At 48.2% G+C, this 15,772-nt stretch carries 12 protein-coding genes and 2 pseudogenes; all 14 read left to right on the top strand.

Translation table 11 applies throughout. The features are described 5' to 3' along the window. Positions 1-207, top strand: a pseudogene (locus tag ACLTD4_RS28310) (DUF4130 domain-containing protein); the annotation flags it as partial. A 108-nt stretch (positions 208-315) separates the two neighbouring features. Next, positions 316-1,245, top strand: a complete 930-nt coding sequence (locus ACLTD4_RS28305; RefSeq protein WP_412331749.1) for an alpha/beta fold hydrolase — start codon at positions 316-318, stop codon at positions 1,243-1,245. Between the two features lie 202 nt (positions 1,246-1,447). Then, positions 1,448-2,998, top strand: coding sequence for a YifB family Mg chelatase-like AAA ATPase (locus ACLTD4_RS28300; RefSeq protein ID WP_117624180.1), 1,551 nt, complete (start codon positions 1,448-1,450; stop codon positions 2,996-2,998). Next, complete coding sequence (gene dprA / locus ACLTD4_RS28295; RefSeq protein WP_117624179.1) at positions 2,985-4,085, top strand: DNA-processing protein DprA; 1,101 nt, start codon at positions 2,985-2,987, stop codon at positions 4,083-4,085. Before ACLTD4_RS28300 ends, dprA begins: the two co-directional genes overlap by 14 nt. Before the next feature lie 14 nt (positions 4,086-4,099). Continuing rightward, positions 4,100-6,178 (top strand): type I DNA topoisomerase, encoded by a 2,079-nt coding sequence (gene topA, locus ACLTD4_RS28290; protein WP_055652603.1) that lies wholly within the window; start codon positions 4,100-4,102, stop codon positions 6,176-6,178. Positions 6,179-6,303: 125 nt separating this feature from the next. Further along, on the top strand, positions 6,304-7,119 hold the full coding sequence (codY, locus tag ACLTD4_RS28285) for a GTP-sensing pleiotropic transcriptional regulator CodY (protein ID WP_055652604.1): 816 nt from the start codon (positions 6,304-6,306) through the stop codon (positions 7,117-7,119). Between the two features lie 234 nt (positions 7,120-7,353). Then, positions 7,354-8,094: a 30S ribosomal protein S2 gene (gene rpsB / locus ACLTD4_RS28280; RefSeq protein WP_055652605.1), complete on the top strand. Its 741-nt coding sequence runs from the start codon at positions 7,354-7,356 to the stop codon at positions 8,092-8,094. A gap of 153 nt (positions 8,095-8,247) precedes the next feature. After that, entirely contained in the window at positions 8,248-9,204 is a 957-nt protein-coding gene (tsf, locus tag ACLTD4_RS28275; RefSeq protein WP_181991325.1) for a translation elongation factor Ts, read from the top strand. Positions 9,205-9,467: 263 nt separating this feature from the next. Further along, positions 9,468-10,385 carry an ABC transporter permease gene (locus tag ACLTD4_RS28270; RefSeq protein ID WP_002604308.1) on the top strand — a complete coding sequence of 306 codons (918 nt, stop codon included), beginning with the start codon at positions 9,468-9,470 and terminating at the stop codon, positions 10,383-10,385. A 14-nt stretch (positions 10,386-10,399) separates the two neighbouring features. Next, positions 10,400-11,440: an ABC transporter permease gene (locus ACLTD4_RS28265; RefSeq protein ID WP_117624421.1), complete on the top strand. Its 1,041-nt coding sequence runs from the start codon at positions 10,400-10,402 to the stop codon at positions 11,438-11,440. Between the two features lie 15 nt (positions 11,441-11,455). Further along, the gene (locus ACLTD4_RS28260; protein ID WP_002604306.1) at positions 11,456-12,475 is read left to right on the top strand and encodes an ABC transporter ATP-binding protein; all 1,020 of its coding nucleotides are present in this window, start codon (positions 11,456-11,458) and stop codon (positions 12,473-12,475) included. Beyond that, positions 12,475-13,452: an ABC transporter ATP-binding protein gene (locus ACLTD4_RS28255; protein ID WP_243008325.1), complete on the top strand. Its 978-nt coding sequence runs from the start codon at positions 12,475-12,477 to the stop codon at positions 13,450-13,452. The genes ACLTD4_RS28260 and ACLTD4_RS28255 overlap by 1 nt, the downstream gene beginning before the upstream one ends. Before the next feature lie 114 nt (positions 13,453-13,566). Next, entirely contained in the window at positions 13,567-15,276 is a 1,710-nt protein-coding gene (locus tag ACLTD4_RS28250; RefSeq protein WP_117624419.1) for a peptide ABC transporter substrate-binding protein, read from the top strand. A gap of 184 nt (positions 15,277-15,460) precedes the next feature. Continuing rightward, positions 15,461-15,772, top strand: a pseudogene (locus tag ACLTD4_RS28245) (UMP kinase); the annotation flags it as partial.

Genomic DNA, 15,772 nt, shown 5'->3' with positions numbered 1-15,772 from the left:
TAACTAATGGATCTGGATTCCAGAGAGTGGGAGGAAAAGCTTCATAAGGCGACAGAAGACGACGAATACCGGGAACTGTGGAAGGCATTAAGGAGGAGTATTACCATAAAAGAGCGGTGGAACCCGGTGTGCCAGAGGACTCATATGCCGCTGAGGTACAGGGCGTATATGCCGGAATTTGACCAGGGCTTAAAGGATCATCGCTGATTACAGTCCGAAAGACCGGATGAAGTCTTTCACGAACTTTACATTTATGGTATACTTCTCCTATACGACAGAATGATTCTGTTCATGTTTCAGAGAGGAGTCACTTTCATGATAAAACGAAGAGAGTTCAGAGTTCCTTCCAGCGATGGAAAATCAGGACTGCATACCGTTTTGTGGGAACCGGATGGAGAGGTGAGACAGCTTCTTTTGATTTCTCACGGAATGACGGAGCATATCCTCCGGTACGATCCATTTGCCCGCTTCCTGGCAGAACAGGGAATTGCGGTGATCGGCCATGATCATCTTGGCCATGGAGGAACGGTGCAGAATGGGCGGTCTGGCTACTTTGCCGATAAGGCTGGCCATGTCTGTGTTATCAGGGATTTACATAGGACTGCCAGCCGCATCTGCGTCATGTACCCGGGGCGTCCGCTGTATATGCTGGGGCACAGCATGGGATCCTTCTTTCTCAGACGGTATCTTACACTGTATGGGGAAGAACTGGCAGGTGCGATCATTATGGGAACGGGAGATCAGGCGATGCCGATTGTGATCGCAGGCAAACTGATTGCCGCCTCCATCGGCCTGATCCGGGGAAAAGAGTATCAGAGCAAATGGATGCACCAGCTGGTTTTGGGGAATTACAACCGTTCTTTTATGCCGTCCAGAACAGACAATGACTGGCTCTCCAAGAACTGTGAATCTGTGGATCAGTACTGCAGTGACCCGTTCTGTAATTTTAAGTTCACCGCTTCGGCGTACTGTGATTTCTTCAATATTATGCTGGATTTAAAGCTGCACCGCCAGGAGGAACGGATTCCCAGATCCCTGCCGCTCTTTATTCTGTCAGGGGCACAGGATCCGGTCGGTGAATTCGGGAGAGGCGTCAGACGTGTGTTCCGCAGATATAAGAAGATCGGCATGACGGATACCGAGATGATTCTCTACCCGGATGACCGCCATGAGCTGTTGAACGAGACGGATAAAGAAGCGGTCTGGCATGATATACTAAGCTGGATTACGTATCACGAGCTTTGACAGAGTCTGGCAGGCAGGTTAAAAACTGCTTGCCAGACAATCTAAAATCCTGTATGATAAATACAGGTTCCAATTCAGGAACGTTCTATGAATCGATGCGGTTCTGCATCATATTTCCAACAGAGAATGAAATAACAAAACGAAAAAACAAAACGAAAACACAGAATGAAGCACAAAAATTAAGGTCAGGAAGGGAGAAAGTGTGTTCAGCAAAGTGCATAGTATTGGTATTTTAGGTGTCGAAGGGTACCCTGTCGTAGTGGAGGCGGATGTGAGCGAAGGTCTCCCCGGCTTTACTATGGTTGGTTATCTCTCGGGAGCGGTGAGGGAGGCGCAGGACCGGGTTCGGACCGCTCTGAAGAATTCCGGTTTCCGGCTCCCGGCAAGAAAGATTACGGTGAACCTGTCGCCTGCGGATATCAGAAAAGAGGGGACCGGATTCGACCTTCCCATCGCAGTCGCGGTTCTGGCGGCCACCGGACTGGTGGACCAGTCGATTCTGGATACCAGCGTCCTGGTGGGAGAACTGGGGCTGGATGGAAGAATCAAACCGGTCTCCGGGATTCTGTCGATTGTGGCTGCAGCCAGGAATGCGGGAAAAAAACGGTGTTTTCTCCCGATTCCCAATGTGAGCGAGGGACAGATCATCGGGAACATCGACATCATTGGCGTAGAGGACATCAGAGAACTGGCAGGTATGTTAAATGAGCCGGAGCAGCTGTCACCGGCCATAAGACAGGAAAAAACGAGCTTTTCAGAGAAAGATGTTTACGATGTGGATTTCTCAGAGGTCAACGGTCAGTTCCTTCTCAAGCGGGCCACGGAGATCGCGGTGGCCGGCATGCATAACATCCTCTATATCGGTCCGGCCGGGACTGGAAAAACTATGGTGGCGAGACGAATTCCAACCATCATGCCGTCCCTGTCCCACGAGGAGAATGTAGAGATATCGAAGATATACAGCATCTGCGGCCTTCTTCATCAGGATCAGCCGCTGCTGTCCAGGCGGCCGTTTCGGAGTCCGCACCACACCATCAGCCCGCAGGCTTTGACCGGCGGAGGAAGAATTCCTAAACCCGGAGAGATTTCTCTGGCTTCCAGGGGCGTTCTGTTTCTGGATGAGTTACCCGAGTTTCAGAAAAACAGCATAGAGGTCTTAAGACAGCCGCTGGAGGAACGGAAGATTACGATCTCCAGATTACACAGCGCTTACGAATTTCCTGCGGATTTTATGCTCGCTGCCGCTATGAATCCGTGTAAATGCGGCTATTATCCCGACCGGAGCCGGTGTACGTGTACGGAGCCGCAGATACAGCGGTACTTGAGCCGAATTTCAAAACCATTGCTGGACAGGATCGATATCTGCGCCGAGGCGGTGCCGATGAAGTATGAGGAACTGAAGGATAAGGGGAAGGGGGAACCCTCCGGTACCATCCGGGAGAGGATCGAGGCAGCAAGGGTGATTCAGAGACAGCGTTTTGAGGGCAGCGGAATCTATTTTAACAGTGCCATGAACGGGGCGCAGATCGGAGATTTCTGCCGCCTGGGTCAGCTTGAACAGGTATTTCTAAAGCGTATTTTTGAACACATGGGGCTTAGTGCCAGAGGATACGGAAAAATACTGAAAGTGGCCAGAACCATCGCGGATCTGGAAGGCAGCGGCGAAATAAAAAAAGAACATCTGGCGGAAGCGGCAGGGCTTCGCAGCCTGGAAGAAAAATACTGGGGAGGCAGTCATCATGATATCATGTAAGGAACGTCAATATCTCTGCTGGTTTCTATCCGTGCCCGGAATCGGCGCGGTTACCGGCATGCGTCTTTTTAAACAGTTTAAAAGTTTTGAGGAGATATATAATATAGAAGGAAAAAATCTGGAAAATGCAGGATTGCTGAGGCCGAAGGAGGCTGCCGCGTTCGATGCGGAAAAGTGCCAACTGGACAGACGAAAAAGAGAACTGGAAGAATTGGAAAAGGAGGGAATCCGTCTGATTGCATTTTTGGATGAGAATTATCCAAAGCGACTGCTTAAGATACACGATTATCCGGTGGGACTCTTCGTCAGAGGAGAACTTCCGGATGAGGAGCGGCCGGCTGCTGCTGTAATCGGAGCAAGAAACTGCACCAATTACGGAAAGCAGGAAGCAGAATACATGGCGGCGGAGCTGGCGAAGGCCGGAGTGCAGATCATCAGCGGCCTTGCCTATGGCATCGACAGCGCAGGCCATAGGGGAGCGCTGAAGGCCGGCGGGAAGACATTTGGCGTATTGGGGTGCGGGATCAAGATCTGTTATCCGCGGGAGAACTACGGGCTCTACGAACGCATGTGCCGCCAGGGCGGTGTTCTGTCGGAATGGATGCCGTGGGAGCAGCCGCAGCAGAAAAACTTTCCCATAAGGAACCGGATCATCAGCGGACTCTCCGATGTGATTCTTGTAATGGAGGCCAGACAGAAGAGCGGGTCTCTTATTACCGCAGGAATCGGACTGGAACAGGGAAAAGAAATTTTTGCGCTTCCGGGACGGATCTCAGATCCGCTGAGCGAGGGCTGTAACCGGCTGATTCAGGAGGGCGCAGGCGTTCTTTTAAGTCCGGAGGATGTGCTGGAATATTTCACTCTGAGGGATGGTAAAATATTAAGAGTTCATGAAAAAAATGAGAACGGGCTTGCCAAAAAAGAAAAAATGGTGTATAGTTGCCTCGATTTGCAACCGAAGGGGTTAGAAGAGATTGTGATCTTAAGCGGACTGTCTGTGAGTGAATGTATCGGCACACTTCTGGATCTGGAACTGGGCGGTTATGTGGTTCAGACATCCCATCAATATTATGGTAAGAGATTATAGGCGAGGAGTTTTGTATGGCGAATTGTTTAGTTATTGTGGAGTCACCCGCGAAGGTGAAAACGATTAAAAAATTTTTGGGAACGAGCTATGAGGTTGATGCTTCAAACGGTCATGTAAGAGACTTGCCTAAGAGTCAGCTGGGAATCAGCCCGGAACAGGATTTTGAACCAAAGTATATTACGATCCGGGGAAAAGGGGATATTCTTGCGAAGCTTCGCAAGGAAGTGAAAAAAGCAGATAAAATTTATCTCGCAACTGACCCTGACCGTGAGGGAGAAGCGATTTCCTGGCATCTGGTGAAGGCCTTAAAGCTGGATGAGCAGAAGGATAAGCAGGTATACAGGATCAGCTTCAATGAGATTACGAAAAACGCGGTGAAGGCCTCCTTGAAGGCGCCGAGGGAGATCGACATGGATCTCGTGGACGCGCAGCAGACGAGAAGAATTCTGGACCGTATGGTTGGATATATGATCAGCCCGATTCTCTGGGCAAAGGTAAAGCGTGGCTTAAGCGCAGGGCGTGTTCAGTCAGTGGCGCTTCGCATGATCTGCGACAGGGAAGAGGAGATTAACGCCTTTATTCCGGAAGAGTACTGGAACCTTGAGGCGGATTTAAAACAGCAGGGAAGCAAGAAGGCCCTGGCCGCCAAGTTCTATGGCAATAAAGAAGGAAAAATCACGATCCGCAATAAAGAAGAGCTGGATGGGATATTAAAGGATCTGGAAGGCAGCGACTACGTGGTGGATGAGGTGAAGAACGGGGAGCGAATCAAGAAGGCGCCGATTCCGTTTACGACCAGTACGCTTCAGCAGGAGGCTTCCAAGGTCTTAAACTTCTCTACACAGAAGACGATGCGTCTGGCCCAGCAGCTCTATGAAGGCGTGGAGGTGAAGGGACACGGAACAGTCGGTCTTATCACTTACCTGCGTACCGATTCTACCAGAATCGCAGAGGAGGCCGATACGGCGGCGAGGGCGTTTATCGAGGCGCAGTACGGAAGCAAATACGTGGCCAGCGGAGAACAGGCGAAGAAGAGCGGAGCCAAAATCCAGGATGCACACGAGGCGATCCGTCCCACCGATATCAGCCTGACACCGGTAATCGTCAAGGAATCGCTTCAGCGTGATTTATTCCGTCTATACCAGCTGATCTGGAAACGCTTTGCGGCGAGCCGTATGCAGTCGGCTGTCTATGAGACGACATCCGTCAAGGTTGCGGCAGGAGATTACTACTTTACATTAGCAGCTTCGAAACTGGCTTTCGACGGATTCATGTCTGTTTACATTCAGGAGGACGAGAAGGAAGAGAGCAACGCCCTTCTTGGGAAGCTGGAGAAGGGAAGCGTTTTAACCCTTGAGAAGCTGGACAGCAGCCAGCACTTTACCCAGCCTCCGGCACATTTTACTGAGGCATCTCTGGTAAAGTCCATGGAAGAACAGGGAATCGGCCGTCCAAGTACGTACGCGCCGACGATCACGACGATCATTGCCAGACGCTATGTGGCAAAGGAAAATAAAAACCTTTATGTAACAGAGCTGGGGGAAGTTGTCAACAGCATGATGAAGCAGAGCTTTCCCAGCATTGTCGATATCACCTTTACCGCTAATCTGGAATTCCTTCTGGATAAGGTGGGAGACGGTTCCGTTCCGTGGAAGACCGTGGTGCGCAACTTCTATCCGGATTTAAAGGAAGCGGTTGACAAGGCGGAGGTGGAACTGGAGTCCGTGACCATCGCGGATGAGGTGACAGAGGAAATCTGTGAGATCTGCGGCCGGAACATGGTAATCAAATATGGCCCTCACGGTAAGTTCCTGGCGTGTCCCGGATTCCCTGAATGCAAGAATACAAAGCCGTATCTGGAGAAGATCGGCGTACCGTGTCCCAAGTGCGGAAAGGATGTCGTCATTAAGAAGACGAAGAAGGGCAGAATTTATTACGGATGCGAAGCCAATCCGGAGTGTGATTTCATGTCCTGGCAGAGACCTTCCACAGAGAAATGTCCGAAATGTGGCGCTTATATGGTCGAAAAAGGCAATAAACTGCTCTGTTCCAACGAACAGTGTGGTTACAGTACGAGCAAAAATACAAAATAGAATAATTATTAAGAAAATCGAAAATCTTCAAAAAATGATTGTTATTTTGCTGGAATAGTGTTAATATTTAAATATTAAAGGGGTATTTTGAGCTTTCCTACAAATTCTTAAGGAGGTTTTCGGTTATGAGTGTTCAATTGTTGGACAAAACTAGGAAAATTAACAAGTTATTGCATAACAACAACTCGCACAAAGTAGTATTTAACGATATCTGTGAAGTGCTCAGCGAGATATTAAATTCTAATATTCTCGTGATCAGTAAAAAGGGGAAGGTACTGGGTGTTGCGATCAGCTCTGATGTAGAAGAGATACAGGAACTGATTGCAGATCAGGTCGGCGGCTACGTGGACGGTATGCTGAATGAACGTCTGCTCGGTATTCTTTCCACCAAGGAAAATGTGAATCTCGAGACTCTCGGATTTACAGGCGACAATATCCGCAAGTACCAGGCTATTATTACTCCTATCGATATTGCGGGTGAGCGTCTGGGAACGCTGTTCATCTACAAGTCAGATGCTCAGTACGATATTGACGATATCATTCTGAGCGAATACGGAACGACGGTCGTAGGCCTCGAGATGATGCGGTCCGTAAATGAGGAGAACGCAGAGGAGACGAGAAAGGTTCAGATCGTAAAATCCGCGATCAGCACCTTATCCTTTTCAGAGCTGGAGGCAATCACTCATATTTTCGACGAACTTGACGGAAATGAGGGAATCCTGGTAGCCAGCAAGATCGCTGACCGCGTGGGAATTACCCGTTCTGTAATCGTCAACGCTCTCAGAAAGTTCGAGAGTGCAGGCGTTATCGAGTCCCGTTCTTCCGGTATGAAGGGAACCTACATCAAAGTTTTAAACGATGTGGTTTTCGATGAACTGAAGGCGATCAAGGCCGGCAACGGCAAGTCGATGCAGGGACACAGAGAGATAAAAGAACCGTAAATCAGGACGGCGGCAAAAAGAAGCAGCGAAGAAAAACTGCTTCTTTTTTTTACGAAAGTATGAAGAAAATTGTCATTAAAAGTAAAAAATGACTTGCACAGGCATTAAAGATATGCTATACTAGCTAAGCTTACTAAAAAACACGTTTGCGGATTCTGGAGGAAGGTGCCGAAATATCGGTCTCCTTGGAAGCAAGAGAAGCAGACGGAAGAAAAACCAAATGGAGGTAATAACATGAGCGTTATTTCAATGAAACAGCTGTTGGAGGCTGGTGTACATTTCGGTCACCAGACAAGAAGATGGAACCCTAAGATGGCTCCGTACATCTACACAGAAAGAAACGGCATCTACATCATCGACTTACAGAAGTCTGTTGTAAAAGTAGACGAGGCTTACAAAGCCGTAGCCGACATCGCTGCAGAAGGCGGCAAGATCCTTTTCGTAGGAACCAAGAAGCAGGCTCAGGACGCGATCAGAACAGAAGCAGAGCGCTGCGGTATGTACTTTGTAAATGAGAGATGGCTGGGCGGAATGCTTACAAACTTCAAGACAATCCAGTCCAGAATTGGAAGATTAAAACAGATCGAGACCATGTCCGAAGACGGAACATTTGATGTTCTTCCTAAGAAGGAAGTTATTGCTCTCAAGAAAGAATGGGAGAAACTGGAGAAAAACCTCGGCGGAATTAAAGAAATGAAGAAGATTCCGGATGCTATCTTTGTTGTAGATCCTAAGAAAGAGAGAATCTGCGTACAGGAAGCTCATACACTGGGAATTCCGTTAATCGGCATTGCTGATACGAACTGTGATCCGGAAGAACTCGATTTCGTAATTCCGGGTAATGACGATGCAATCAGAGCCGTTAAGCTGATCGTATCCAAGATGGCGGACGCAGTAATCGAGGCAAACCAGGGCGAGGCAACAGCTGAAGAAGCAGAAGCAGCTCAGGAAATGGAAGAGGCTGTAGAGGCTTAATTGTTCAGGCAGATGAATGCTTCGACCGGCTGTGATAAGCGGGTTGAAGCATTTTTCGATTTATGGGGCAGCGGGATCCGTGCTGCGGCAGCTACTGCTGCGGGTAAAAAGGAAGAAGTTCCCTATAGACCAGGAAGCTTAAACCTGTATAATATGAATAACGAAAAGAACATGGAGGGAAATCAAATGGCAGCAATTACGGCTGGAATGGTAAAAGAGTTAAGAGAAATGACCGGTGCAGGCATGATGGATTGTAAGAAAGCACTTGCGGCAACCGATGGAGATATGGAAAAGGCTGTAGAATTTTTAAGAGAAAAAGGACTTGCAGCTGCATCTAAGAAGGCGGGAAGAATCGCAGCAGAAGGCCTTGTTAAGACCCTTGTAAGCGAAGATGGAAAGTCTGCAGCAATCGTTGAAGTAAACAGCGAGACAGACTTCGTAGCAAAGAACGCACAGTTCCAGGGCTATGTTGCCGATGTGGCAGCACAGGTGCTGGCCAGCAGCGCGCAGGATATGGATGCATTCATGGCGGAAGCATGGGCAAAGGATGCTTCCCTGACTGTAGCTCAGGAATTATCCAGCCAGATCGCAGTAATCGGCGAGAACATGAACATCAGAAGATTCGAGAAGATCACCACAGACGGTGTTGTAATCGACTATATCCACGGCGGCGGAAGAATCGGCGTATTACTGGAAGCTTCTGCTGAAGTTGTCAACGATAATGTAAAAGAGGCTTTAAAGAACGTTGCAATGCAGATTGCAGCTTTAACACCAAAGTATGTAAAGAGAGACGAGATTCCTCAGGAATTCGTTGAGCATGAAACTGAGATTTTAAAGGTTCAGGCTAAGAACGAGAATCCGGATAAGCCGGACGCTATCATCGAGAAGATGATCATTGGCCGTCTCAACAAGGAATTAAAAGAATTCTGTCTGTTAGACCAGGCTTACGTGAAGGATGGCGATTTAACTGTTGCTAAATACTTAGAGCAGGTTTCCAAAGAAGTTGGCGGAAAGATCGAACTGAAGAAATTCGTTCGTTTTGAAACCGGCGAAGGTCTTGAGAAAAAAGAAGAAGATTTTGCTGCTGAAGTTGCAAAACAGATGCAGTAATATATTCCGCCGAACGTATGTGAGGAGGACTTTCCAAGGAAAGAGGATTCAGGGGGGAATCCCATGGGCATCCATGGGATTTTTCTATAGAGACAGTGTCCGTTTAGCGTTGACAGATGTTTCCAAATTGGACGGACACTTCGCCCTTTTCCGGGTTCAGAGCAGGAGAGACTATTGATATTTCGCAGAACGCAGGGATGGAAGCCTGGAAGGCTTCCGTCCGGGCTGCGCGAAGGAAACCTTATACCAAAGGAGTTGACACAATGGCTAAATATATTTTTAAACGTATCATCATGGCGATTGTAACAATATTTGCGGTTGCATCTGTTACATTCTTCGTTATGAACATGGTACCCGGCGGCCCTTTCATGTCAGAGAAGGCCATAAGTCCGCAGGCACAGGCCGCATTGAATGAGAAATACGGTCTTGATAAGCCTCTAAGTGAGCAGTATGTTACATATATGAAAGATCTTCTTCACGGAAATCTCGGTTTAAGCGTAAAACAGCGCGGCCGTACCGTGAATATGATCATCGCATCGAAGTTCCCGGTGTCCGCAAGAGTCGGCGGCATCGCAATCTTAACGGCAGTCCTGGTGGGCGTTCCACTGGGGAGTATTGCCGCCTTTAAACGAGGGACGGTGGTGGATGACATCATAATCGTATTCAGTACGTGCGGAATTGCGATTCCCAGTTTCGTAATCTGTACGATCCTGATGTATGTCCTGAGTCTGAAGCTGGGGCTGCTGCCTACGTACGGACTGGCATCGTGGAAAAACTACATCATGCCGGTTATTGCGCTGGCACTGTATCCGTCGTCCTATATCGCACGTCTGATGCGTTCTTCCATGCTGGATGTTATGGGCCAGGACTACATGAGAACAGCACGCGCAAAGGGACTTTCTCAGATAATCAGTATTTTCAAACATGCGCTTCGTAACGCGATTCTTCCGGTTGTTACGTATTTGGGACCGCTTCTTGCCTATACGGTAACGGGAAGCTTCATTGTCGAGAAAATTTTCACAATTCCGGGCCTTGGCTCCGAGTTTATCGGTTCCATCACAGGACGTGACTATCCGCTGATCATGGGAACTACCATATTCCTTGCCTCATTGATGGTTGTTATGAATGTGATCGTAGACGTTGCCTACAAATTCATCGATCCACGTATTAATCTTAAATAGAAAGGAGAAAGAAGATGTCGAATAATAAATTATCATTACAGCTTAACGTAGACGACTTTCTCCCGGCAAGTGACGAGGAAAAAGAGAGTCTTACCGTCCTCCGCAAGAGCGTTGGCTTCTGGCAGGATGGAATACGTCGTTTAAAAAAGAATAAGATTGCCATGGTAAGCCTGGTAGTTATTGTTTTTGTATTCATTTTTTCATTCCTGGTACCACAGTTCTACCCATACAGCTATGAGCAGCAGATTCGTGGAAGCGAGAATCTGGCACCCATGCAGTATTCAGAAAAGGAACTGGAGGCGAAGGCGGCGGGAGAGAGCGTATTCCCGCATGTGCTGGGAACGGATAACCTGGGACGTGACTATGCAGTCCGTGTCATGATGGGCAGCCGTGTCTCCCTTACCGTAGGACTTGTGGCCTCCGCTATCATCCTGTTGATTGGTTCCCTTTACGGTTCCGTCGCGGGCTTCTTCGGCGGCTGGGTCGATATGATTATGATGCGTATCGTCGATATGATCTATACGGTCCCCGATATTCTGATCATCGTTCTCTTATCGGTTGCATTTGACCAGCCCCTAAAGGCGTTGGCTCAAAAACCCGGATTTGAATGGATTCAGGTAATCGGTGTCAACCTGATCAGTATTTTCGTCGTGTTCGCCCTTCTTTACTGGGTTGGTATGGCCCGAATCGTTCGAAGCCAGATCCTCATTCTGAAGGAGCAGGAATACGTGACCGCAGCCAGGGCACTGGGGGCTTCCAATGGCCGTATCATTAGGAAGCACTTACTGACAAACTGTATCGGTACTCTGATTGTAACCACAACGCTGCAGATTCCGTCCTCGATCTTTACGGAAAGTTTCTTAAGCTTCTTAGGTCTTGGCGTTGCTGCGCCGATGCCTTCTCTGGGAAGCCTTGCCAGTGCTGCGTTAAATGGTCTGCAGTCTTATCCGCACCGTCTGTTTGCACCTGCGCTTGCGATTTCCATCATCATTTTAAGCTTTAACTTACTGGGAGACGGTCTGCGTGACGCGTTTGACCCGAAACTCAAGGACTAAGGGAGGAGAGATACGATGAGCGAGTATTTGGTAAATATCAAAAATGAACGCCTTTCTTTCTTTACTCCTGCGGGTGAAGTAAAGGCATTAAATGATGTGTCTCTTCATTTAAAAGAAGGCGAAGTGCTGGGAATTGTCGGCGAATCCGGTTCTGGTAAATCCGTAACCGCATACAGTTTAATGGGAATTACCGCATATCCGGGCCGTCTGATCGGCGGTTCCCTGGAATTCAACGGTCATGAGATTGAAAAGATGTCAGAAAAGGAACTGAGGAAAGTGCGTGGAAATGAGATCTCCATTATTTTCCAGGACCCGATGACCAGCCTGAATCCGGTTTATTCCATCGGAAACCAGATCCGTGAGGTAATTATGCTTCATACGGATAAGAATAAACAGCAGGCGAATGAGAGAGCGAAGGAACTTCTGACTCTCGTTGGAATCAACGAGCCGGAGAAGCGTCTGAAACAGTATCCTCACGAGCTGTCCGGCGGTATGCGCCAGCGTGTGATGATCGCCATCGCTCTTGCCTGCGAACCGAAGCTTTTGATCGCAGATGAGCCGACCACGGCTCTGGATGTTACCATTCAGGCCCAGATTCTCGAGCTTATGATGGACTTAAAGGAAAAACTGGGCATGGCGATTATCATGATCACCCATGACTTGGGCGTTGTTGCCAACATGTGTGACAGAATCGCCGTTATGTATGCAGGCAAGGTTGTAGAATACGGCACGACAGATGATATCTTCTACCGTCCGTCCCACGAGTACACAAAGGGACTGATCCGGAGTATTCCGAAGCTGACGGAAAAAGAGCATAATAAGCTGGTACCTATCGAGGGAAGCCCTGTCGATATGCTGAATCCGCCTGCGGGATGTCCGTTTGCGCCGCGGTGCCGCGCCTGTATGAAGATCTGTTTAAGAGAGATGCCGCCGTATACAGATTTATCCGATATCCATTACAGTGCATGCTGGCTGATGCAGAAGCGAGAGTTTGACAAACAGCAGGATTCCAGGACACAGAAGGGGGATGCATGATGGAAGACAAGTATCTGGTAGAAGTAAAACACTTACAGCAGTATTTCCCGGTTGCAGGAAGTAAGCTTTTTGAAAAGAAGGTTGTAAAAGCGGTCGATAACGTTTCCTTCGGTATCCGAAGGGGAGAGACGCTCGGCCTGGTAGGCGAGTCCGGCTGTGGAAAGACGACAACCGGCCGTACCCTGCTTCGATTATATGAACCGACGGATGGAACGATTCTCTATGACGGCAAGGATATCACGCATGTGAATATGCTTCCTTACCGCCGTAAGATGCAGATCGTATTCCAGGATCCGTACGCGAGCCTTGACCCGCGTATGACGGTCGAGGATATCGTCGGCGAGGCCATCGACATCCATCGTCTGGCTGCCAACAAAAAGGACCGTCACGAGAGAATCTTATCCGTGCTTTCCACCGTTGGCTTAAACTCCGAGCATGCGAACCGTTATCCTCACGAGTTCTCAGGCGGACAGCGTCAGCGTGTCGGCATTGCGCGCGCCCTGGCGGTAAATCCGGAGTTCATTGTGTGTGATGAGCCTGTATCCGCACTGGATGTATCCATCCAGGCCCAGGTTGTCAACATGTTCGAGCAGCTTCAGGAAGAACTGGGACTGACCTATCTTTTCATTGCACATGATTTATCCATTGTAAAACATATATCAAACCGAATCGGAGTTATGTATCTGGGCAAGCTGGTGGAGCTGGCAGACAGCTATGAGCTGACGTTCCACAGTGTACATCCGTATACTAAGAGCCTGATCTCGGCGATTCCGATCGCTGATCCGGAGACCAGCAGAAAATCTAAGAGAATTGTTCTGGAAGGCGACGTGCCGAGCCCGGTTAATCCGCCAAGCGGCTGCCGTTTCCGTACCCGTTGTCCATATGCAGACGAGCTCTGTGCAGCGGAAGAGCCGCAGTGGAAGGAAGTGTCCACTGGTCATTACGCGGCATGCCACCACTTAGACAAAGTAAATTAATTTCTAAGTTGCTATTCCTGGAGATTTGTGGTATGCTAAAAGACAAATCAGCACAGTAGTCAGGTAAAGTACTGCTGTGCTAATTTGAATAAATTCTTTAGAGGAGGAATTGATATGAAAAAAACAGCACTTGTATTGGCTGCTGTTATGGCATCCGGCATGATTCTTACTGCCTGCGGCGGCAACAAGACCGCTGATGCTCCAACAACAAAAGCTGCCGATACCACAACAACAGCTGCTGCCGCAGAGGGCGAGACTGCTGCACCGGCTGAAGAAGGGGGAAGTGCCCTTGACCTTGCTGTACAGGTTGGTCCTGACCCTGAGACTGTTGACCCGGCACTTAATAGTGCGGTTGACGGCGCAAACATGATTATCCATGCATTTGAGACACTGATGATCGTGGACAAAGACAACAAGATTGTACCTGGACAGGCTGAGTCTTATGAAGTATCTGATGACGGCCTTACCTACACCTTCCACCTTCGCAAAGGCTTAAAGTGGAGCGATGGATCACCTTTAACAGCGAACGATTTCGTATATGCATGGCAGAGACTTGCTGATCCGAATACAGCAGCTCCATATGCAGGCGATATGCTTGGCTACGTAAAGGGATATGAAGAAGCAGCAGGAGGCAACTTAGAGGCTCTTGGAGTATCCGCACCAGATGATGATACATTTGTAGTTGAATTATCTGTACCATGTGTATACTTCTCTAAGCTTATTACACATGCTTCCATGGTTCCGATTCAGAAAGCTACCGTTGATGCGAATGGCGACCAGTGGACCTTAACACCAGATACTTATATCTGTAATGGTCCGTTAAAGATGATTGAGTGGGTTCCAGGTTCTCATATTATTTTTGCTAAGAATGAAAACTACTGGAATGCAGATGCTGTTACTCTGAATACCTTAAAGTTTGTCCTGATGGAAGACTCCAATGCCTCCTACAGCGCATACCAGACAGGCGAAGTACAGATGATCAAGGCTGTCCCTACAGAAGAGATCCCAAGCTTAAAAGGCAAAGAAGATTTCCATGTAGATCCGATCATGGGTACATACTACTTAAGCTTCCAGACAGAGAAGGCTCCATTTGATAATCCTGATGTACGTATGGCACTCAGTCTTGCAATCGACCGTGATTATGTAGCCAACACTGTTATGCAGGGAACTTATTCACCTGCAACCAACTTTGTAGGACCTGGTCTTTCTGATGCAGAAGATGGTTCCTCCTTCGAAGAGACAACACGTAAGAATAATGGCGGAGACTTCTTTGATGTTGCAAACCATGATGCAGACGTTGCAAAAGCAAAAGAATTACTTGCAAATGCCGGTTATCCGGATGGCGCAGGATTCCCAACTGTTGAATACATGACCAACGATGCCGGTTATCACAAACCACTGGCTGAGTATTTACAGAGCTGTTGGAAAGAAGAACTTGGCATTAACATGGATATCAAGGTTGTTGAGTGGTCTACCTTTACACCAACCCGTCGTGCAGGAGATTTCCAGATGGCACGTAACGGCTGGGTATATGACTATGATGATCCGTCCAACATGCTTAACTTAATGAAATCCACCAGCGGTAATAATGATGGTAAGTACAACAATCCAGAAGTGGATAAGATGTTAGACGAAGCAAATTCCACAGCAGACGTAGCAGAACACTATCAGAAGCTGCACGATGCTGAGAATATGATCTTAGCAGATGCTGCTATGGCACCGGTTGCTTACTACAATGACTTCTATTTACAGGATCCAAAGTTAAAGGGCACATGGCATTCTCCATATGGTTACTGGTACTTCATGTACGCAACCATGGACTAATTGTCTATTAAGTAAACATGTAAATCCCCGTAAGAGGCATTTCGCTTCTTCCGGGGATTTTTGTTTCATGTCGAATCGGATCCATCCCTAAAAACTTTCTCTTTCCAACCAAAAGGAAATATGCTATAATCATTCATGACAATACCAAAGCGGAAAACGCTTAAATAACAGGAGAATGATAGCTATGAACCCAAGACGTGTATTACTGAAATTAAGCGGTGAAGCCCTTGCCGGACCGAATAAAACAGGCTTTGATGAAGCGACTGTGAAGGAAGTAGCGCGGCAGGTTAAGATATCCGTGGATGCTGGTGTCGAGGTAGGCATCGTCATCGGCGGAGGCAACTTCTGGAGGGGAAGGACGAGCAATGCAATCGACCGCACCAAGGCTGATCAGATCGGAATGCTGGCCACGGTTATGAATTGTATCTATGTTTCTGAGATATTCCGGTGTGCCGGGATGACGACTCAGATTCTGACACCGTTTGAGTGCGGCTCC

The organism is Hungatella sp. (assembly GCF_046966825.1).
The sequence above is the reverse complement of the archived record's forward strand: the minus strand, read 5'-3'. Positions and strand labels throughout refer to the sequence as shown.